The 21,372-nt window shown below is 46.0% G+C and carries 14 protein-coding genes; 11 read left to right on the top strand and 3 right to left on the bottom strand.

Annotated elements, in window-relative coordinates; translation table 11 throughout:
* Positions 1-10 precede the first annotated feature (10 nt).
* The 3 genes from NPE20_RS22380 to NPE20_RS22370 all read left to right on the top strand — a co-directional run bounded on the left by NPE20_RS22380 (position 11) and on the right by NPE20_RS22370 (position 3,815).
* Positions 11-976 carry a BT_3987 domain-containing protein gene (locus tag NPE20_RS22380; RefSeq protein ID WP_256540944.1) on the top strand — a complete coding sequence of 322 codons (966 nt, stop codon included), beginning with the start codon at positions 11-13 and terminating at the stop codon, positions 974-976.
* A gap of 286 nt (positions 977-1,262) precedes the next feature.
* Positions 1,263-3,149, top strand: a complete 1,887-nt coding sequence (locus NPE20_RS22375; protein ID WP_256540943.1) for an SGNH/GDSL hydrolase family protein — start codon at positions 1,263-1,265, stop codon at positions 3,147-3,149.
* Positions 3,150-3,179: 30 nt separating this feature from the next.
* On the top strand, positions 3,180-3,815 hold the full coding sequence (locus NPE20_RS22370; RefSeq protein ID WP_256540942.1) for a glycoside hydrolase family 78 protein: 636 nt from the start codon (positions 3,180-3,182) through the stop codon (positions 3,813-3,815).
* On the opposite strand, the gene NPE20_RS22365 is transcribed toward NPE20_RS22370, so the two are convergent.
* Positions 3,805-4,158, bottom strand: coding sequence for a winged helix-turn-helix transcriptional regulator (locus tag NPE20_RS22365; protein WP_256540941.1), 354 nt, complete (start codon positions 4,156-4,158; stop codon positions 3,805-3,807). The genes NPE20_RS22370 and NPE20_RS22365 overlap by 11 nt on opposite strands.
* 558 nt (positions 4,159-4,716) lie before the next feature.
* Positions 4,717-4,968 (bottom strand): hypothetical protein, encoded by a 252-nt coding sequence (locus NPE20_RS22360; RefSeq protein ID WP_256540940.1) that lies wholly within the window; start codon positions 4,966-4,968, stop codon positions 4,717-4,719.
* A gap of 293 nt (positions 4,969-5,261) precedes the next feature.
* Between NPE20_RS22360 and NPE20_RS22355 the strand changes: the two genes are divergently transcribed.
* The 3 genes from NPE20_RS22355 to NPE20_RS22345 all read left to right on the top strand — a co-directional run bounded on the left by NPE20_RS22355 (position 5,262) and on the right by NPE20_RS22345 (position 8,735).
* A complete protein-coding gene (locus NPE20_RS22355) occupies positions 5,262-6,776 on the top strand; it encodes a glycoside hydrolase family 32 protein (protein ID WP_256540939.1) in 1,515 nt (504 codons plus the stop codon).
* A 38-nt stretch (positions 6,777-6,814) separates the two neighbouring features.
* On the top strand, positions 6,815-8,410 hold the full coding sequence (locus tag NPE20_RS22350) for a glycoside hydrolase family 172 protein (RefSeq protein WP_256540938.1): 1,596 nt from the start codon (positions 6,815-6,817) through the stop codon (positions 8,408-8,410).
* A 133-nt stretch (positions 8,411-8,543) separates the two neighbouring features.
* The gene (locus tag NPE20_RS22345) at positions 8,544-8,735 is read left to right on the top strand and encodes an HAD hydrolase-like protein (protein ID WP_256540937.1); all 192 of its coding nucleotides are present in this window, start codon (positions 8,544-8,546) and stop codon (positions 8,733-8,735) included.
* A gap of 66 nt (positions 8,736-8,801) precedes the next feature.
* Here NPE20_RS22345 and NPE20_RS22340 read toward each other — a convergent pair whose 3' ends face one another.
* Positions 8,802-11,579, bottom strand: a complete 2,778-nt coding sequence (locus NPE20_RS22340; protein ID WP_256540936.1) for a substrate-binding domain-containing protein — start codon at positions 11,577-11,579, stop codon at positions 8,802-8,804.
* Positions 11,580-11,916: 337 nt separating this feature from the next.
* On the opposite strand from NPE20_RS22340, the gene NPE20_RS22335 reads away from it, so the two are divergent.
* The 5 genes from NPE20_RS22335 to NPE20_RS22315 all read left to right on the top strand — a co-directional run bounded on the left by NPE20_RS22335 (position 11,917) and on the right by NPE20_RS22315 (position 21,368).
* Positions 11,917-13,251 (top strand): sugar porter family MFS transporter, encoded by a 1,335-nt coding sequence (locus NPE20_RS22335; protein ID WP_256540935.1) that lies wholly within the window; start codon positions 11,917-11,919, stop codon positions 13,249-13,251.
* A gap of 12 nt (positions 13,252-13,263) precedes the next feature.
* Positions 13,264-14,190 (top strand): carbohydrate kinase family protein, encoded by a 927-nt coding sequence (locus NPE20_RS22330; RefSeq protein ID WP_256540934.1) that lies wholly within the window; start codon positions 13,264-13,266, stop codon positions 14,188-14,190.
* 136 nt (positions 14,191-14,326) lie between these two features.
* Positions 14,327-17,347, top strand: a complete 3,021-nt coding sequence (locus NPE20_RS22325; protein WP_256540933.1) for a SusC/RagA family TonB-linked outer membrane protein — start codon at positions 14,327-14,329, stop codon at positions 17,345-17,347.
* 21 nt (positions 17,348-17,368) lie between these two features.
* Positions 17,369-19,108, top strand: coding sequence for a RagB/SusD family nutrient uptake outer membrane protein (locus NPE20_RS22320; RefSeq protein WP_256540932.1), 1,740 nt, complete (start codon positions 17,369-17,371; stop codon positions 19,106-19,108).
* A 67-nt stretch (positions 19,109-19,175) separates the two neighbouring features.
* A complete protein-coding gene (locus NPE20_RS22315) occupies positions 19,176-21,368 on the top strand; it encodes a glycoside hydrolase family 32 protein (protein WP_256540931.1) in 2,193 nt (730 codons plus the stop codon).
* Positions 21,369-21,372: the final 4 nt, after the last annotated feature.

Here is a 21,372-nt window from a genome sequence, read left to right as displayed (position 1 = left end):
TTTAAACAAGATGAAAAATACTATATACGGCAAAGTTATAATTATAGCTTTCCTTATCCTTTCCCAAAGCTGTAAGAATGAGGTTAACCTACCGAATCAGGACGAATCAAGCTACAATCAAATTTACATGCCACAGGCGGCCAACGGCGTGGTCAGTGGTACACTGGAAGTTAAGCCGGCAGAACAATTTTTGATCTATGGTGCAAACTATGGCGGCAGGGGTTATCCGGCGCAGGATATCAAAGTATCCTTTAATGTCGATGCATCGCTGGTTGCTACCTATAATGCGGCCAACAACACTTCCTATAAAATACTACCACCTGAATCCTACCGGCTCGGCGCAACGGAGGCAGTAATCAGGAAGGGCGACCTGGCCACCGCGCCAATAAAAGTAATCGTTAAAACAACCGGTGAAAAAGCGATACCCATGTTCACGACTTACCTGTTGCCGGTGACGCTTAGCGCTGATTTTAAGATCAACGAAAAACTTAAGACTACCTATTTTTTGGTGACTTCCGAACCCAGCGCTGCAGACTATCCCGATTATGACCGGGCTGCCTGGTCGATCGTTGATTTTTCATCGCAGGAGGCGACCGGCGAAGGGCCGAACAACGGCCGGGCCATATTTACATTAGACAACAATATCAATACATTTTGGCATGCGCAATGGAGCAACGGCGGTAGCATTTTACCCCATCATATTACATATGATATGGGCGGAGTTAAATCCTTACATGGTTTCAATTTTACCCAGCGCCAAATAAGCGGCAGCGGAGGTAAAGCTGATTCCGTTGAGATACAAACGAGCCTTGATAAAATTAACTGGACCAGGGCCGCAGGCTTCCATTTACAAACGGTGCAGCCGCAGCAGAAGAAGTGGCTGCCAAACTTTGTGGACGCGCGTTATGTCAAGTATGTCGTCATCAGCACCCATGGTGGTGTCTTCAGCAGTCTTGCCGAATTCGGCGCCTATTAGCAACGCACTGAAGAGGATCTGTTAAACTTTCAGATCATTATTAATTCCGCCTGGCCGGGTATTCCATACCGGCCGGGCGGATTTGAATAGAACACCTGTTAAAGGTTCCTGGAATGCCTATCATTTCCCTAAAAACACCACGGTACAGTTATTTGAGCCTGGTCGTTTATATTTGTTTTCAAACGTCAGAGCCGGGCGGCGTTTGGTAAGGCCAATTCATTAACACTTAACTTTGCGGGAAAATCAAACTGGTAATTCCCCGGGAGATTTTCTTTTGTACAAAAATATGAAAAAGTACCTGTTCGTATTGTTCACGATATTTATCCTGTGTTCGTTTAAGGAAAAGGAATTAACCTGGGTTGCCATAGGTGATTCGATCACCTACCTGAATGATCATCCTGATGAAACCGGGAACAGAGTTAAAAAAGGTTACCTGACGCGCGTAACAGAGCTATTACCCAATCTGCGGTATATCAACCAAGGCCATAATGGTTGGACATCCGGCGCGATCGCCGGGGACATTGAGCATCTGGGCCTGGTCAAAGCCGACGTATATTCTGTGTTTCTGGGCACAAACGACTGGTGGCAAGGCAGGCCTGTCGGAAAGGTGGAAGATTATCAGCATGGTAACGATAATACAACGGCGTATGGCTCCTTCCGGATCATCATCAACAAGATCCGTCAGCTGAACCCGGAAGCTAAAATCGTGCTGATCACGCCCATGCAGCGTAATGATTTTGTTTATATCGCTGACGCCAATAATAATGCCTTTGGTTCCTATCAAAATAAAAACGAACAATCACTGGAAGAATTCGCAAATGCGGTTATCGCTATCGGTCAATATGAGCATGTGCCCGTTGTCGACCTGTATCATCATCCATTATTAAAAATAGAAAACCTGGTTAATTTTAAACGGTTGAAAGATCCCCAAAACGGTAAATACGTTAATTATACTTATCCCCGGTCAACCGGCATACCTTTCGATCCCAAAAACGATGATTATCCATATCCTCCGGAGGCAGTAAATCTAACCTACGATGGCTTACATCCATCGGATAAAGGAAATGCGATCATTGCCACCGCTCTTTCAGCTGCGTTTAAACAACTTGGCCTTGCACCACGTTGGGACAAGTATATCAATCTGGAGAAGTACAACGAACCCTTTTGGAAAGCCGATACGATCACAGACGAACGCACACAGATCATCAAGGATCACGACCGGGCAAGCGGGGCGCTGCTTTTTAATGCGCGGAAGGTACTCTCCGTAAAGTCTGCGGATCAAAGCACGACTTTTGTAAAAGGCAGGGACTGGAGTTATGCGAATGGTAAGATCAGCATTGGTGGAGAATCAAAGATCCCGTTTCTAAAAAAAGAGGAGCTTGTTTTTACAGAAAAGAAGCCTGACTTGTCTATGGCCGGTAAAGCGCCCGGAACTTTTGTGCTGTTTAGTGAAAATGCCTACTTCAGCGCCCGGCAGGTCTCCGTTACTTATATCCCCGAAAAGAGAAGGAAATGGAGTGGTCCGGTACCTGTATACCAGGAAAGCAATCTTCCACTTACCCTAAATAAGTTATCGGCTAAAAAGCAGTTAAATATCGTATTTTATGGCAACAGCATAGAAACCGGTTACAATGCCAGCGGTTTTGAGGATGTTGCTCCGTATATGCCTGTTTGGCCGGAGCTTGTCGTATACCACCTGCGAAGTGTTTATGGGGCACAGGTTACTTATACTAATACCTCTGTAGCCGGCAAGCTCGCCAAATGGGGCCTTGATTCCGTTTCAACACGGGTAACGGCGTACCACCCTGATCTGGTAGTTATTGGATTCGGCATGAACGATGGCAGCGAAAACATATCGCCCGGGCAGTTTCGCGAGCAGATCAACGGGATCATGAATTCGGTTTCAGCCATCAATCCTGAGACGGAATTTATACTCATCGCCCCCATGCTACCCAACCCGGATGCTGTGCAATGCGGCTTGCAGGGGCGTTACAAGGCGGAGTTGGCCAAACTTGTCAAAAAGGGGGTTGCGTTAGCGGACCTGACGGGTGTACATGCAGCATTGCTCAAGCGCAAAAGCTACCAGGACATGACCGGTAATAATGTTAACCACCCTAATGACTACCTTGCGCGCTGGTATGCGCAGATGATCAACGGCCTTCTGGTCAAATAATTTATTTCATCAATTATTTAAAACTAATAAATGAATTTCCGCTGTTTTAAAGGCAGTTGCTTATCGCTGGTTATCTTACTCGTATTAAGCACTATTTTTAATTGCAGCCTGGCCAATGCACAGGCTGGCGCTATTACGCTAAAATGCGAACATCTGAAATCACCCATGGGGGTTGACGAACCGCATCCAAGGCTCTCCTGGCAGATCAATGATCGCAAACCGGGTGCCGCCCAAAGTGCCTATACCGTTGTCGTGTCGAAAGACAGTGCCAGGCTAACGAGCGGTGCAGGTACTGTCTGGAACTCCGGCAAAGTAAGATCAGCAGCATGCCTGATCACGTATAAAGGCAGGACACTTGAACCCTTTACCCGTTACTACTGGAAAGTACGTACCTGGGACAGAAACGGTGTTTTAATGACCGATAGTAAACCCGCGTATTTTGAAACAGGCATGATCGACATGGGTAACTGGACCGGAGCATGGATAAGCGATGGCGGCAGTATCAGCAAATTACAGGCGCCCTATTCCCGCAAAACTTTTAAGACTGTCAAAAGGATCCGCTCGGCGCGTGCTTACATAGCGGTGGCCGGCTTGTATTCTTTTAGCAATATTCCCTTTGATCGTACTGGGTCAAAAGCAAGAGATGCTCGCTTTTTTAGTTTTTAACGATAGTATTCCTATACATAACACCCCACTTTGACATTTCCAGGATCACAGGCTCAAGATCATGCCCCAACTGCGTCAGTTCATATTCAACGGTAACCGGGCGCGTATCGCATACCGTTTTGGTAACGAGATGATTTAATTCCAGATCCTTCAACTCGTTCGAAAGCACTTTTGGCGCTATCCCGTCAATATGTCTTAACAGATCCATAAACCGCATTACCCCCTCAAAATGAAGCGCTGCAATGATCGAGAATTTCCACTTTCCTGCCAAAAGCCCCTGCGCGTCGCGGATGCCGTTCTTGCCCGTCAGGCATTCCTCATCAAGTGTTTTTTTTACTTTCATTTCCGGGAGTAGTTACCAATTAGTAATCATAACACAAAGCTGCTGCATTATGAAAAGCTGTTTCAATCATACGACGATCCGATACCTGATCATATTGCTGATCGCTGTAATGCTAACGCTGTTGCTGCGACGGTTTTATGTAAAATTTGACTTCTAAATTCAATTAGTATGTTGTGGCGTTCATCCATATCGGTAAAGATCATGTTCAGGCGAATATCGGGCCTGTACCCGAGATTGCACCGGAGCCCTGAGGTACAAGTGATTTGTTATGAGCTCTTGCAGCAACTCGAAAACACAACAGCAATGCTGTGACAACAATTTCCGCAGGCTGTGCTTCCGTGTACATCAGATCGAAAACCTGCTATCATGGCATTGCCCCGCATGTGGTGATTACTGTAGGAATTTACGTTTTACCGGCTAAAGCAATGAAGCCGTAGCTAACACTTATTTCTGCAATTAAACAGGCAACAACAACGAGATTCAAGCATGCGTCAATCAAGAATACAGACCTCCTTTACAGATAGAAACTGTGTATCACTGCGGATCATTTTCAAACATTCACTCTGGCTGCATATAATTCGCATACTTTTGACCATTTTGATACTGTAGTGAAATTCGTTTATTTGATGGTAGCGTCTTTTCAAAATCCATTTGCTTTAAATCATAAAATACATCTGTCCCATTTTTACGATATAGGTATTCTTCCAGCTTTAATTTATTCTTTTTATCACCGTTGTTTAGCTTTTTTACTGTCCGACTCGGATAATCTCGGAGTGTTAGACGGGCATTGTTAAGTGGTTTTGCTTCCATACCGATAAAATAACTCTTATGGAAATATTGACTTTTGTTCAACGCTGACTTTCCATAGGGGTACCGAACTCCTTATGTTACAATTTTGAATGCTTTTGAACGGATTTTAAACGCTTTAAATCGAACTACACGATACCTTGCGGCCTTTAAACCAAATATAAAACCAGTTTATTGAACCGATTATGACAATGCCTGCTGTCAGTACCTGCACGGTAATGCGCTATTTGTTCAACGTTTGTAAACCAGTTTGATCCTATTCAGAACAAATAATTATCACTCTAAAAGAAAGCCGTATGTTAAAAGTTTTCAGTTTTATAGCTATGATGGGCTTACTGCCATTTTGTAGCTGTGCACAGGACAGTCCCGTTACCAACAAGGAAAAACACCGCCCTCAGATCCATTTTACACCGGAACGGAAATGGATGAACGATCCGAACGGGATGGTTTACTATAAAGGTAAATATCATCTGTTTTACCAATTCTATCCCGGAGGTACGAAATGGGGGCCTATGCACTGGGCGCATGCAACAAGCAAGGACTTGGTCCATTGGGAGCGCTTGCCGGTCGCTTTATACCCCGACAGTCTTGGTTATATCTTTTCAGGTAGCGCGGTAGTTGATGCCGGCAATACCTCCGGATTCGGCAAGGATGGAAAAACGCCCCTTGTCGCCATATTTACGCACCACAATCCCAAGGCCGAAAAGGCCGGAAGGTCCGATTCTCAGAATCAAAGCATTGCTTACAGTTTGGACGAAGGACAAACCTGGACAAAATATTCCGGAAATCCTGTTCTTAAAAATCCCGGGATCTCGGATTTCAGGGACCCTAAAGTGAGCTGGTATGCCGCACAAAAAAAATGGATCATGACATTAGCGACGAAGGACCGTATCACCTTCTATTCATCCCCCGATCTCAAAAGCTGGACAAAGGAAAGCGAGTTTGGGGAGCGTCTTGGTGCCCATGGCGGCGTTTGGGAGTGTCCTGATCTTTTTCCGCTTTCTCTTAACGGCAAAAAGTATTATGTCCTGCTCATAAGCATCAACCCGGGCGCGCCCAACGGTGGTTCCGGAACGCAATATTTCATCGGTGATTTTGATGGCAGCAAATTCACCCCGTTGGATACGGCGACAAGATGGATCGACTATGGTACTGATAATTACGCGGGCATTACCTGGGCCAATACCGGGGGCAGGAAGGTATTTATCGGGTGGATGAACAATTGGACCTATGCCAATCAGGTACCTACTGAAGAATGGCGTGGTGCGACAACGCTTCCGCGGGAACTCAGGCTGATCAATCTTAACAATCGAATCAGCTTAAGATCAGAGCCGGTCGCGGAACTGTCAGTCCTGGACAAGAGCAGGGTGAACTTACCCGGCGCGTTTCATGCCGGATCTCCAAAAAAAGTTAATAAATCGCCCATCAAAGGACCATACAAAGTACAGTTGCAAACCGATCGCCTTGCGTCATTCTCTGTTGTTTTATCCAATAAAGACAATAACCAGCTACTTGTCGGGTACGACAAAGGGAAGGATAGCTTTTTTATCGACAGGACGGCGGCAGGTCCAAGTGAATTTAATAAAGAATTCGCCAAGATTCATTACGCTCCCCGTATCAGTAAAGGCAAAACGATCACGCTTACCTTATTTGTCGATGTGGCCTCCGTTGAATTATTTGCGGATAACGGCCTGACTGTAATGACAGATGTGTTTTTCCCGGATACTCCGCTGGATGTGATCAGTGTAAAGGCGACAACCAATCTCAACTTAAAGAATTTCAGCTATACGCCGCTGAAGACTATTTGGTAATGCCAGTTATCCATCTAATGAACCTTAAAATCAAAGGCATGAATATATTGAAAGTTTTACTGCTGAATTTGATCAGCTGTTTTTTGATCGTTAATGTTAATGCGCAGGCACCGGTTACGGTTGCGGGCCTGTTAAACGAAATGACCGATCCCGATGCCGTCGCGAAATGGCCGTCACATGCCTATTTTCTCAAACAGGCGAGCAGCTATGACAGGAAATCTGTTGCCCCGGGTTTGCCCGGCTGGTGTGCGAATGCCGACCAGGCGCAATATATAAGGACGGAAGAAACGGAGGGCCGTAAGGAGCTCGTGATGATGGATGCTGACGGCCCCGGCGTCGTTGTGCGGTTCTGGCTGACAACCTTCAAGAGGAACGGAACGATCAGGATCTACTTTGACGGGCAGAAGGTGCCCGAAATTCTTATACCTGCATACGATTTGATGCAAAGCGGCTTACCCTTAGGTAAGGGTTTGCTGAACCCTCATTCTTCCTATCAGCCCCTGGAAAAGGGTGGAAACACACTTTACCTGCCATTACCTTTTGCAAAGCATTGTAAAGTGACCTTTGAAGATAAAGATATCGAGCCCAAACAACCCAGGTATTACCAGATCAATTACCGGCTTTATGAAGAAGGGACAAAGGTACTGTCCTTCACGAAAGCGCAGTTAAAACCATTAACAGGGTTGCTGTCGAAGGTTGAAAATAGCTTATGGTCGCCGCCGGAACGGACAGGCAAACAATTAAATGCCGGAAAACAGCTTCCGCCGGGCAGTTCCTTCTCTATGGTCCTGCCGGCAGGAAACGGATCTATCCGGCAACTTGTTTTCACGGTTAAGGAAGCCGATGCTAAAAAGTACGCCCAGACGCTCCGGTCCGCCGTGTTAAAAATGGAGTTTGACGGGGTGCAAACCGTCTGGTGTCCTATAGGGGACTTCTCCGGCAGTGGGGTAGGCGGAAAACCGGTCAGCAGCTGGTACCGGACGGTTGATGGGAAAGGGATTATCACCAGCAGATGGGTGATGCCTTATCGGTCTTCAGCGAAACTGACCATAGAAAATTTAGGCGCTGAAGCCGTAGATATCCGGGTTGAGGCAACCACGGCAAGCCGGACATGGACAAAGAGCAGCCTGTATTTCTATACCGGCTGGAAACAATCCCGACATGTACAGATCACGCATTTGGAAGACCAGGCGACAGAATGGAATATGAGTACGATAAACGGGAAAGGTATCTACATGGGTAATACCATGGCAGTATATAATCATATGCACACGTGGTATGGAGAAGGCGACCAAAAGATATGGGTTGACAAGGATACCTTTCCAAGCGAATTTGGTACAGGGACTGAGGATTATTATAATACTTCGTGGGCGCCTGTCGTAATATATCAAACACCGTTCGCTAATGCCCCCAGGGCCGACCATGAAGATTCATTCGGCTATAATACCTTCACGCGAACCCGGATTTTGGATGCCGTACCTTTTGTAAACCATTTTAAAATGGATCTGGAAATGCTTGGGTGGAAGACCGGGGATGCGGATTTTGCAGTTACTACTTATTGGTACGGGTCAAAAGACGCCGGGTTTAGCGATAAGCCGATGCCTGAGGAAGCCGCAGCCGTCTTACCGGAATAGCTATTGAAATTTTGCGTGTCATTAAAGGGTCCCCTGGCTTTTTTAAGCAGATTTGAAGATTCGTTTGCTTTAGGGCAAGGAGATGTTTTAGTTTCGGTCGTCATTCGAACAGTGACATGACACCCGGATTAGCGTGAGTACTGTTTCGTCAGAGACAGATATCCGGGGTGGGGTACAAATGGGCTATAAGACGATTTTGGTACTGTCGGGCATTTCGACGCAGGACAGCATGAAATATTACGCTTATAGCCCGGATCTGACAGTCGGGTCGATTGACCAGATCAAGCGTCCGCTAAAATGGTGGCCAAAGGCAATTTTATCATGACCTGTCTTCGTCTGCAGACGAAGACAGGGCGTTTACCCTTAGCCCCGGGGCATGATGAACCGGCTGTCAGCCTTTTTGCTGTTTTCTAAACTCCGTGGGCGTACAACCGTATTTTGCTTTAAAAACCGTTGAGAAATAATTCGGCGTTGAAAAACCGACCATATACGTGATCATCGAAATCGTGTGGTCTTCATTGGTTAACAGGTATTTTGCTTTTTTGAGGCGCCTGTTCATGATGTAATCGGTTATGTTACAACCTAACAGGGCTTTGACCTTGCGGTAAAGTTGTATCCTCGAAACACCGATCGCTTTGGCGATATCGTCGACGTTTAAGTGCTCATTAGCTAAATTTTGCTCGATAAACCCCGCAAAATCATTGATGAATTTTTTGTCGAGGGTTTTTGATACCGGCAACCGCTCTGTCGTTTTTATTTCACTCGTGTAGTGATCTTTCAGAATACGCCTGTTATTCAGCAGGTTAGTGACCGTCTCTAAGAGAAACGGCAGGTTAAATGGTTTGGTGAGGTAGGCATCTGCCATTGTCTTCATCCCGGCGATCTGGTGTTCCAGGCTGCTTTGCGCGGTGAGCAGTATAATAGGAATATGCGAGGTCCTGATATCGGATTTCAGCCGTTCCGCCAGCACTTTACCGGATAGTTCCGGAAGCACGACATCTGAAATAATAAGGTCCGGAACACTCTCATAAGCCTCATTGATACCGGCAGCGCCGTTCGTAGCGGTGAAGATCTCATATCTCTCCGAAAGCTTTGCGGTAAGGAACTGCAGCAAGTCATGATTATCTTCAACGATCAGGATGGAGTGTTCCTTCGGATGCTGAAATGCTTCCGCCGGCACGCTTACCGGGGTGATGTCAAGCTCTGCGAAATAGTGGACGGCTTGTTCTGAAATTGATTTGGGATCAATGAGCTGTTCAAATTTCTCTTCTTTACTTAAATGTTCGTCGCCCAGCGGAAGTTTGATCGTAAAGACGGTGGATTGCCATTTTACACTTTTCACCGTTATGCTGCCGTGGTGTAAGTGAATGATCTCTTTTGTCAGCGCGAGGCCCAGCCCGGAACCTTTAGCCAAACCGGTGTCAGCCTGGTAAAAATGTTCAAATATATGCGTAGCATGCTCATTGGACATACCAACACCGTTATCTTCCACATCGATCTGAACGACGTTGCCATACCTGTGCAGGTGAATATATATACGGCCGCCTTCACTGACAAACTTAAACGCATTGGATATTAGATTGAAGAAGACTTTATCCAGCATGTTCAGATCAAACCAAATGGTGCATTCTTTCTCCTGGGTAAACAGCCTCAGATCTATGTTACGCTTGTGTGCGATGTGTTTAAAGTTTCCGATCACCTCGCTGATCAGATCGATGATGTTATTTGGCGACGCGTGGATCATTTGTTTGTCGTATTCGATTTTCCGGTAATCGATCAGCTGATTAACCAGCTTCATTAGAATGAGTATGTTCTTATGCGCCAGTTTTAAGTTACCAAACTCATCCTGATTTAATTTGGCGTTTTGAATAAGATCATCAATGGGGCCCAGCATCAGGGTGAGCGGCGTACGGAATTCGTGAGAAATATTCGTGAAGAAATTCAGTTTCGCCTCTGTCGCGATCTCGGCTTTTGCTGACATGTCGATCAATTCATTTCTTTGCTTGAGGATCTGTTCATTCTTTGCCTCCAGGCTCCGGTTTATTTTTCGGTTTTCGACCAGAAAATAAAAGGCGAGACCGCCGAAAACCACCACCAGTACCAGCGTAATGATCACCGTGTTCAGTATCGTCGCCTGATCCTTATAAATTTTTCGCTGTTCCTCCAGCAACACCTGTTGTCTTTCAATGTCTTTTTGCTGGCTGCTTATCCTGTCCCACTGCATGGTCATCAGCTCAACATTTGTCGAGTCAATGATCAGTGATTGAAGAATATTTACTTTTTCAATGTTTTCGTTATTTAATATACGGAAGGCAGTTTGAACTGCTTCTTTACCACCTGTAGGATACAGGGCGCTTGCGTTTATGGCTTTGTTTGCGATCATCTCCAACCCGCCCCCTGCGCCGGGTAGGGCGTCAACACCCATAATGAATATACTGTCGGTAAGTTTTAGCTCTTTTAACACGCGCCGCGCCCCGGCCGCCATCACATCATTATGCGCAAAGATCGCATTAACGGATCCCAGCTGGTCTTTGATCTTAAAAAGTTCCGCTTCCGCTGTTTCCTGGGTCCAGGCGCCGTTCAATTTGCCTGTAATATGGATACGGGAGGCGGGTTTTATTCCGTCTGAAAACCCTTTTTCGCGATCGATCGCCGGAGATGACCCGGGTGAGCCGGTGATCTCGATAACGTTAATATTTCCCTTGGTTTTAGACACAAAATAATCGCCGGCCATTTTACCTACCTGGTAATTGTCGGCCCCAACGTATGCCGTGTAACTGTCGGAGGTGGTTTTTCTATCGATAACGACAACAGGAATGCCCTTATTAAATGTTTCCTCAACTACTGTTGTCAAAGGCTGAGCTTCATTTGGAGAAATGATGAGCAAGTCAATGCCTTGTGCCAGCATCTTCCGAACCTGTAATACCTGCTGGCTGCTGCTGCCCCTGGCATCTGTATAAATGAACTTCACATCAGGGTGCAGGGATAGCTCGGTTTTTATTTCATCCAGCATGGTTTTTCGCCACAAATCATTTCCTACACATTGCGAAAAAGCGATAGTATAAGTGTGCGGTTGCTTCGTATTCCGGCAGCCGGTTGCGATCAAACAAAGGAATACAGAGACCAGTATACTGACTATACTTTCAGGTGTTCTGGAGTATCGGAACATAAATAAAATACTTTAATAAAGGTTACAGATCAATTGGTTTTTGAAATCTATGTTAAACTTAGGAAATAGAAACAGAAGCGCAAAAAATGCACGGGACGACATATTTTCCAAACGGCAGAACGATGTATCAAAACCATAAATTTCATGTCATAATTTTGTAAGTGCGGGAAAACAGGCATGTTGTTATTTTTTAAATATTTGATAATCAGCATATTAAATTGTATCAAATCCATACGCTTTTGATACGATAATTATAACCCTCCCTCCGTTTATCCTCTACCTTGCAATCCGATTAATAACCTATTTGTAACCAATTTCTTTATACACCAATTAATTTATGACGAAGAACTCTGTTTTGGCCTGGTCTATGGTCGTGGCACTCGGTGGCTTTCTTTTCGGCTTTGACACGGCGGTAATCTCCGGTGCTGAAAAATCAATTCAACAGTTTTGGCACTTGTCGGTATTCGAGCATGGCCTTACTATTTCCATTGCGCTGATAGGTACCGTGATCGGTTCGCTGCTGGGTTCAAGGCCCTCTGACAAGTTCGGCCGGAAAAATACACTTTATTTTGTGGCCATTGCTTATCTTCTTTCATCACTGGGTACGGCAGTTGCCGATAACTGGACGTTTTTCCTGGTATTCAGGTTTCTGGGAGGACTGGGCGTGGGAACATCATCTGTCACAGCGCCTATTTATATATCCGAGGTTTCTCCGGCTGAAAAGCGGGGTAGCCTGGTAGGGCTGTTCCAGTTTAACGTAGTATTAGGTATTCTTATATCGTACCTGTCAAATTACCTGATCAGCCAGGTAGATCATGATTCCTGGCGCTGGATGCTTGGCGTACAAGCCGTTCCATCCCTTATCTTTCTTATCCTGATCAAATTTATTCCGGAAAGCCCGAGATGGTTAATATTGAGGAAAGGTGAAGATGCTAAAGCCCTCGCGATCCTGCGGATAATAAATCCATTGAATTGTGACAGTGAACTGAAAGCGATCAAAGCCAGCGAAGCGGATAGCTCGTCGCGAACAGCTTCGAGCCGGAATTTGTTTTCCCTCCAATACAGGACCCCGGTTTTTTTAGCCGTCACATTCGCTTTCTTTAACCAGGTTTCCGGTATCAATGCCATCATTTATTACGCACCCAGAATTTTTGAAATGGCGGGATTGGGCGCACATTCTTCCTTATTGTCTACGGTAGGTATTGGCATGATCAATTTTATATTCACGCTGATCGCTATAAATATTATTGATAAGGTAGGGCGTCGGTTGCTGATGCTTATCGGTTCCGTGGGCCTGATCGCTTCCCTGTTTCTCGTCGCTTTTACCTTTTATAGTCAGAATTTAAGTGGTTTTTCAGTGCCCATCTATATCATGATTTTCATAGCCTTTTTTGCCTTTTCACAAGGCGCTGTGATCTGGGTATTTATTTCGGAGATATTTCCTAACCAGGTGCGTGCAAAAGGGCAGACCCTGGGAAGCTCCACCCACTGGATCATGGCGGCTCTTGTGGCTTTCTGCTTTCCATATTTCGCTGAAAAGCTGGGCGGCGCGACGACATTTTTCTTTTTCAGCGGTATGATGGTCCTGCAGCTGATCTTCGTCTGGAAATTTATGCCGGAGACCAAAGGGCGTTCACTGGAACAGATCGAAACGAATATTATTTTACATTAATTACTTATTCCTATGACACCTGCTATCTGTTTTGGCGAAATATTATGGGACGTACTGCCCGCGGGCAAACAACCAGGCGGCGCGCCGCTTAATGTGGCGTACCACCTGAATAAACTTGGTCTGAACACCGGTATCATCAGTCGGATCGGAGCCGATCCGCAAGGTCAGGAGCTGGAAAACCTCATTACAGGCTGGGGTATCACCACAGAATTCCTGCAGAAGGACCAGCAGAACGCTACCAGCGAGGTGATCGCCAGGTTTAACGGGAACGAAGTGACGTATGAAATACTCAGCCCGGTGGCCTGGGACTTTATCGGTGAGGGCGATGTGGAAAACATTAAGGCCAATCCGCCGAAATACCTTGTTTATGGCAGCCTGGCATCCAGAAATCCGACGACCAGAAAGAGCCTTTTTAACCTTTTGGAAACTAATGCCATCAAGGTTTTCGATATCAATATGCGACCACCCTTCGTGAGCCATGAATTGCTTGAACACCTGCTTCAGCAGGCGGACATTGTAAAGTTCAATGAGTCTGAGCTTGCAATGGTCCAGATACTGTTCAAGGGCTCCCATGATAGTGAAGCGAGCCGCGTAAGATTTATCCAGGAGAAGTTTAACATACCAGAAGTTATTGTTACGAAAGGAGAATTCGGTGCATCCTATTATGTTGGCGAAACCGCTTATCATATCTGGGGATCTGAGCTCAAAGTGAAAGACACGATCGGGAGCGGCGACTCTTTCCTGGCAGCGTTCTTAGCCTCGCATTACCGGAACGAGCCCCCTGCCGAGATACTGAAGAATGCGGTTGCTATGGGCGGATTTGTAGCTACCCAGAGTGGCGGCTGCCCGCCTTACACGCTGGCTGAATTTAAATCTTTTAAGGACAAAATGTTTGCTGAAGGCATTTTGGCCAGACCATCAGCAGTTAACAAAAGCTAAACCAAACCAAAAGGCCAATAAATCAGATGTAAAACAGAAAATTTATCAATTTATGACTTAGATGAAAAAGAACCCCACAACAAACCAACCACTTCAACCTAATTATTTCAAATACCAATTTTAACCTTTTTTGATTATGAGAAAACTATTACTAATCGTACCGCTGGTCCTGCTCGCGGTGCAGGTTTTTGCGCAAACGGCCTACAAGGGCAAAGTTTCAGAAGCCAAAACCAGAGAACCGATCATTGGTGCGGTTCTTTTTGTTCAGGAGTCCGGTAAATCAACAGTAACAGACGTCAACGGTAACTTTACCCTTCAGGCCCAGGCGGGGCAAACTGTCCGGATCACTTATATCGGGAAAGAAACCCTGAACATTAAGATTGTTGACGAACAAAGTCTGGCCAATATTCAACTGCAGAATGCAGACACGCAGCTTAACGAAGTTGTAGTAACCGGTTACCAAAGCCAGCGAAAGGTGGATATTACCGGTTCGGTAGCGGTCGTGAATATGAAGGACATCGCCAGTATACCTACAGGTAACATTATTTCAACGCTGCAGGGCAGGGTGCCCGGTGTTAACATCGCCAGCGACGGAACGCCCGGCGGAGTTGGAACCAGTGTGGGTATCCGTGGCATTACCACCATCAATAACGGTACACCGTTATATGTGATCGACGGTATCCAGACGAGAGATAATATCGCCACGCTGTTAAACCCGAATGATGTAGAGTCCATTCAAATACTGAAAGATGCGGCATCAGCATCCATCTACGGTACTCAGGCTGCAAATGGTGTAATTATTATCACGACCAAAAGAGCCAAAAAGAACGATACCCGGATCGATTTCAGCGCACGTGTTGCATCGCAGAATTTCCATACCGGCATCGGTATGTTAAACGCGCAGCAATGGGGTGATGCGTATTGGGCGGCGTATAAAAATGATGGTGTTAAACCCAGTCATGACCTTTATGGCAATGGTGATACGCCGGTTATCCCGGAGTTTATTAACGCTGCCAAGACGATCAGGTCAGGCAACACCGACTGGGCAAAAGAGGTATATAACCGTGCCACGTTACAGGATTATAACGTAACCGTTGCAAAAGGTTCCGAAAATGGAAGTTCTATATTCTCACTTAATTATTTTGACCAGGATGGTTTGGTAAAATATACCAATTTTAAAAGGGTTAATGTAAGGGCGAATACAGATTACAGTTTTTTAAGCAACAGGCTGCGGATCGGTGAGAACGTCAATATCACCAACTGGCAGGAAAAACTAAAACCGGCCGGGATAGAAGAACTAACCATAGCGCAGCATCCCCTGATCCCGGTATATGACATTAACGGTGGCTACGCCGGCCCGACACAGGGCGTTGGTGATAAACCTAATCCTGTGCGCCTGCTTGATCAGCAGAAACAAAACCGGGCAAACCAATGGCGCATTTTCGGCAATATGTATATCGAAGCTGAACCGATAAAGAACCTTGTACTCCGTTCCAATTACAGTATTAACTACCGCAACGGATTCTTTTCCACGTTTGAACCCAAATGGCATGAAGGTGACAGAACCGTGGACGTGAATGCTGTAACCGCTGAAAATAACTATGACAGACAATGGATCTGGACCAACCAGGCAAGTTATCAGGTGAAGATCGGTAAACATTCCATTAACGGCTTGGCCGGCACGGAAGCAAAGGAAAACTACAATGAGTTTCTGAACGCCAGAAGGGAAAACTACCTGATCCAGGACCTGGACTACAGGTATATCAGTGCGGGTGATGGTAAACAAACTAACGGCGGTTTGGCATCGCGTACCGCTATAGAATCTTACTTCGGAAAACTAAATTATGCATTTGATGACAAATACCTGATCTCGGGTACCGTCCGCAGAGATGCATCATCACGATTTGGCAGAAACAATAACGCAGGTGTATTTCCGGGCGTTTCCGGTGCATGGCGTATTAGCCAGGAACAATTCCTGAAGAAATTCTCATTTATAAACGACTTGAAACTTCGCGCCAGCTGGGGCCAAAACGGTAACGACCTGTTGGATAACGAAGCCACCTACACCAAATATTCTACAAACCTTACTATGGGCGGTTACGATATAGGTGGTATTAACCGTGGGATCATACCCAATGGTATCATCAAGGATCGCAGCGGTAACCCGAACGTTAAGTGGGAAGTATCGACTCAGACAAACTTTGGTTTCGACCTGAGCGCGATGAACAACAAGCTGCAGGTTACCCTGGATTATTTTATTAAAGATACGAAAGACATGCTGATAGACAGGCCCTATATCGCCATCATTGGTGAAGGTGGTTCCATTGCCTATAACGGCGCGTCGCTGAATAACAAAGGTTTTGAAGGTTTGATCAGCTGGAGAGATAATGTAGGTAAGGATTTTAATTATAATATAACCTTAACCGGTTCTGTTTATAAAAACCGGGTAACAGATGTGCCTGCCGATATCTATTATACGTTCGGCGGTGGTAACGGAAGCGACAAGTCGATTGTCGGTCAGCCGCTGGGATCATGGTTGGGTTACCGTACAAATGGTCTTTACACCAGTGCAGATCAATTGAATGACGGGATTAACCAGCCGGGTAAAGGCCTGGGGAGGATCCGTTATGTTGATGTAAACGGCGATAAGGTTATCAATGACAAGGACAGGGAATGGCTGGGTTCAGATCAACCAAAATTCTTTGGAGGTTTAAATGTTTCGATGACCTACAAAGCTTTTGACTTCTCATTCTTTGTGAACGGTATGGTTCGCGATGCTTATAATAACTCGAAATTCTATACCGATTTCTTCCAGTTATGGACCGGTAACCATGGAGACAGGCTGCTTAATGCATGGACCCCATCAAATTCCAGCTCTACTATACCGGCGTTAACAGCAGTGAACCTGAACGATGAAGGCAGACTGTCGCAGTACTTTATTGAGAATGGCTCGTACTTAAAGCTGAAGAATATCCAGCTTGGTTATACTTTACCCGCTGTGGTGGCAAACAGGTTAAAATTAAGGAACCTGCGCGTTTACCTGCAGGGGCAGGACCTGATTACTATAACCGGCTACAAAGGCGCCGATCCTGAAGGACTGGGATATCCGTACCCACTGCCACGCATATTCACTGCCGGATTAAACTTTGGATTTTAATTACCACTAAAGATAATAACGATGAAAATTAAATATATATTTCTTGCGGCAGTACTATCACTAACCGCTTGTAAAAAAGACTTCCTCGACAGCAAACCACAGGGTAAGCTGAGTGATGCTGTATTGGGCTCTCCTGAAGGTATTGAAGCGCTGACTATTTCTGCATACGCCGCGCTTGCCGGTCCCGAAGGCAGTGATGGTACTTTCCTTTCTCCTACCACTAATTGGGTGTATGGCGACGTACGTGCAGAGACTGCCTATAAAGGCGGTGGCGGCATTGGTGATATTAGCGAATTCAACGCTTTTGAAACATTTCAGGGCGTGTTTTCTACAAATGGTTTATTAGACCGCAAATGGTTTAACCTGTACCGCAGCGTACAGCGCGCGAACAGTGCAATTCAGCAACTGAACAAAGTTACTGTAGAGCAGGTGCCATTAAAGAATGTCCGTTTAGGTGAGATGAAATTTCTTCGTGCGCATTTCTTTTTTGAACTGAGCAGGTTGTACAACAAGATCCCGTACTTCGACGAAAATGTGGAGCTCGAAAACTATCCTAAGATTTCCAACACGGAGTTTACCCGCGACCAGATCCTGGAGAAGATAGCCGCAGAATTCGCAGCAGCAGCCGACTTATTACCGGCGACACAACCTGAACCGGGCCGCGCTACAAAATTTGCAGCGAAAGCCTATCAGGCAAAGGTTACCCTGTACCGTGCTTATAAACAAAACAATGACAATACAGTAGCAAGCATAGATAACGGCCTGCTCAATAATGTGGTAACGCTATGTGATGAAGTGATCAACAACGGCGGCTACCAGTTATTGCCCGATTTTCAGCAATTGTCGGAAGCTGAACACGATAACAGCAAAGAATCGGTTTTCGCGGTACAATACTCGATCGCGGATGGTACTAATGCCGGACGGATCAACTGGAGCAACTTGTTAAACGCACCGAGGGGACCATATAGCGGCGACGGATTTTTCCAGCCAAGCCAGAATTTGATCAACTCTTATAAAACCGATGCAAACGGGCTTCCGCAGTTTGATACCTATAACAACTCGAACCTGATGACCGTAGCGGACGGGTTTGCAACAAATGTAGATCCCCGCCTTGACTTTTCAGTAGGCAGGTTAGGCGTTAGATGGAAAAATTACACAGGATCGCCATACCAGGAAAATTGGGCACGTGAACCGGCCACTTACGGTTATTATATGAATAAAAAAGCGCTGGTTTCGCCGGAGTCGCCATTTATGGTAAAAGGCTTTCCATGGGGAGGTTCTGCGCTTAACTTTCATATCATAAGATATGCTGATGTGCTGCTTTGGAAAGCTGAAGCGCTGATAGAACTGGGCCGGGAGATCGAGGCAGTTCCGTTGATCAACCAGGTAAGGGCCAGAACCAAACAGAGCAGCTATGTGCTTAAATGGCAAAATACCTCGTCAACCGATTATGCAGCGAAATACGATATAGCATTATATCAGCCAGGCGTAAATTGCAACTGGACCGGAGATTACGCGAGGAAGGCATTACGTTTTGAGCGTAAGCTGGAGTTTGCACTTGAAGGCGAACGCTTTTTCGACCTTGTTCGCTGGGGCGTCGCAGAAGATGTATTGAACGGGTATTTTCAAAAGGAGAAAACGCTTCGCACGTATCTGCAAAACGCAAGCTTCAAAAAGGGGAGGGACGAATATTTCCCGATCCCGCAAGCGCAGATCAATTTTTCCGGCGGATTATATAAGCAGAATCCAGGCTATTTATAACAGATAACCAATATGGCAGGCGTGGTTTTCCACGTCTGCCTTTTTTAACCTAGCATAATACTTTTCCATGAACAGAATTTACCTGGTGTTATTAAGCGTTTTATTATTGGGATCCAGCGTTGATGCATTTGCACAGCACCTTTTCCGCTTCGGGGACGCAAAGTTGAAAGACGGAATAAAAAAAGGTGCGCCTTTGACCGTACATTATCGTGCACGCAAAAGTGTACCCGAAATGGTACCTGGCCTCGCCGGCAAGGGGCTAAGAACTGATGGTTACTCAACGTCGGTTTCAATCGGGCTGTCCCCCGGGTTTTCGCATGCACCATCCGTCGCGGGATATTTCGCGTTGGAAACCTTCCCGACTGATACAGCAGGTTTTTTTTCAGTTTCCAATAAGGCTGGTGATGAATGGATAAGTGCCTGTATTGACCGCTTTGGGACACCGATGATCGGAATAGGGGCCGATGGTAAAACCAATTATTTCGCGGCTGAAAAGCGGCTTTCACGCTTCCGGTGGCTTCACATCGCATTAAACGTTCTTGAGACGAAAGCGCAGTTATGGGTGAACGGTAAACTGGTGAAAGAAACGCCTATCGCGAAGCCGGCTTACCTGATACGGGATACCGTATTTATAGGCCGGAGCAACAATGCGAAGACAATTAATATTTTCCCTGTTAACAGGATCAACGGAATAATCGACGAAGTAACGATCTCGCCGGCACCGTTTGCTTCCGGCGCTATAGTTAAGGCACAGGTAAAGGAAATGTCGACCGCGCCCAGCCTTGCAGTTTCATCTGAACGTTTCCGGGGAGATTTTAACAGGCCTAAATACCATTTGTTACCTGCCGCAAACTGGACGAATGAAACCCACGGCCTTTTTTTACACAACGGTATCTATCATATTTTCAATCAAAAAAACGGGAATAATCTTTTCCTTGGCCAGATCAACTGGGGGCATTTTACGAGCAAAGATCTGGTTACCTGGACCGAGCAGATACCTGCCATCACACCTGATAAGGATTATGACCAGAATGGTATCTGGTCAGGTCACGCCGTTAAAGACAAAGATGGCAAGCCCGTACTTATTTATACCGGCGGGGGTAAAGACGCATTCACCATTGGCCTGGCTTATCCGGCTGACAGCTCGCTGTTAAACTGGGAGAAATACAGTGGCAACCCGGTTGTCAGTTCCTCACCCGCCGGTTTTGAACGAAAGGATCTGCACGACCCCTATGTTTGGCGAGAAGGTGAAAACTGGTACATGATCATCGGTTTTGGCGAAGTGGAAGGTAAGAAGCTAAAAGGATTATTGTTGCTTTACAAATCGCCGGACCTAAAAAAATGGCAATACCTGCATCCCTTGTTTACCGGTGACCCTGATAAGGACGATTCGGGCGTGTTTTGGGAGATGCCCGTTTTCTGGAAAATGAACGGAAAGTACATTTTACTGGTGAATAAAGTTCCGCACAACCGGCGGCCCGCGGTCGCTTTATACTGGACAGGAGACTTCAAAAATGAAAAGTTTGTCCCGGATAATCCGGTACCTAAACGATTGGAGATCATCAACCGCCTTTTATCACCATCTGTAAACTTAGATGCCGACAGAAGAACAACAGCGATCGCGATCATCCCGGATGAGACAAGTGCAAAAGCAACAGAATTGGCCGGCTGGACGCATCTTTTCAGCATACCCAGGGTTTGGGAACTGAAAAATGACAGTATTTATCAATCGCCGCATCCTGCACTGGAAAAACTACGGGGCAAGCTGGACCAGCCCAAAGGCCGCAGGATCGCTGCCGGGGAAACACTTCAGCTCAGCGCTAAAAAGCATCAGCTGGAGATCAATGTGGACCTAACCCCTGAAACAGCGCGCCGTTTTGGCTTCATCGTCGGTAAAAATGCCGATGGCACTGAATTCAGCAAGATCTATTTCGATCTGGATAATAATCAGCTTGTCGTGGACCAGAGCAAATCGACTAAACGGAAGTTCTATCCGCTTCAGATACGGAAAGGGGACTATACGGCAACGCCCGGGAAGAAGATCAATTTGCACCTTTTTATTGATGGCTCTGTCATAGAGGGCTTCATCGATAACAAGGATGCTTTTACAACCCGCTTGTTCCCGATGGATGAAGCGAGCAGCATTGTAGAACTTTTTGCTGAAGAAGGTTCCTTAAAAGTCGATGATATCAAGGTTTGGGAATTAAAGTCCAGCCTCAACCAAACCAATTTAACCCTTTCCCCGTCAGGGAAACCTTAATATA

Origin of the sequence: Mucilaginibacter aquariorum, assembly GCF_024498135.1 — a bacterium.
Taxonomy (GTDB): Bacteria; Bacteroidota; Bacteroidia; order Sphingobacteriales; family Sphingobacteriaceae; genus Mucilaginibacter; species Mucilaginibacter aquariorum.
This window is presented reverse-complemented; position numbering and strand designations above follow the sequence as displayed.

What these genes read in the sequence shown, in the direction of transcription:
- NPE20_RS22340 (WP_256540936.1), bottom strand. Translation starts at nt 11,579, where the DNA reads ATGTTCCGATACTCCAGAACACCTGAAAGTATAGTCAGTATACTGGTC.
- NPE20_RS22315 (WP_256540931.1), top strand. Translation starts at nt 19,176, where the DNA reads ATGAACAGAATTTACCTGGTGTTATTAAGCGTTTTATTATTGGGATCC.
- NPE20_RS22355 (WP_256540939.1), top strand. Translation starts at nt 5,262, where the DNA reads ATGTTAAAAGTTTTCAGTTTTATAGCTATGATGGGCTTACTGCCATTT.
- NPE20_RS22370 (WP_256540942.1), top strand. Translation starts at nt 3,180, where the DNA reads ATGAATTTCCGCTGTTTTAAAGGCAGTTGCTTATCGCTGGTTATCTTA.
- NPE20_RS22365 (WP_256540941.1), bottom strand. Translation starts at nt 4,158, where the DNA reads ATGAAAGTAAAAAAAACACTTGATGAGGAATGCCTGACGGGCAAGAAC.
- NPE20_RS22320 (WP_256540932.1), top strand. Translation starts at nt 17,369, where the DNA reads ATGAAAATTAAATATATATTTCTTGCGGCAGTACTATCACTAACCGCT.
- NPE20_RS22325 (WP_256540933.1), top strand. Translation starts at nt 14,327, where the DNA reads ATGAGAAAACTATTACTAATCGTACCGCTGGTCCTGCTCGCGGTGCAG.
- NPE20_RS22380 (WP_256540944.1), top strand. Translation starts at nt 11, where the DNA reads ATGAAAAATACTATATACGGCAAAGTTATAATTATAGCTTTCCTTATC.
- NPE20_RS22375 (WP_256540943.1), top strand. Translation starts at nt 1,263, where the DNA reads ATGAAAAAGTACCTGTTCGTATTGTTCACGATATTTATCCTGTGTTCG.
- NPE20_RS22360 (WP_256540940.1), bottom strand. Translation starts at nt 4,968, where the DNA reads ATGGAAGCAAAACCACTTAACAATGCCCGTCTAACACTCCGAGATTAT.
- NPE20_RS22330 (WP_256540934.1), top strand. Translation starts at nt 13,264, where the DNA reads ATGACACCTGCTATCTGTTTTGGCGAAATATTATGGGACGTACTGCCC.
- NPE20_RS22350 (WP_256540938.1), top strand. Translation starts at nt 6,815, where the DNA reads ATGAATATATTGAAAGTTTTACTGCTGAATTTGATCAGCTGTTTTTTG.
- NPE20_RS22335 (WP_256540935.1), top strand. Translation starts at nt 11,917, where the DNA reads ATGACGAAGAACTCTGTTTTGGCCTGGTCTATGGTCGTGGCACTCGGT.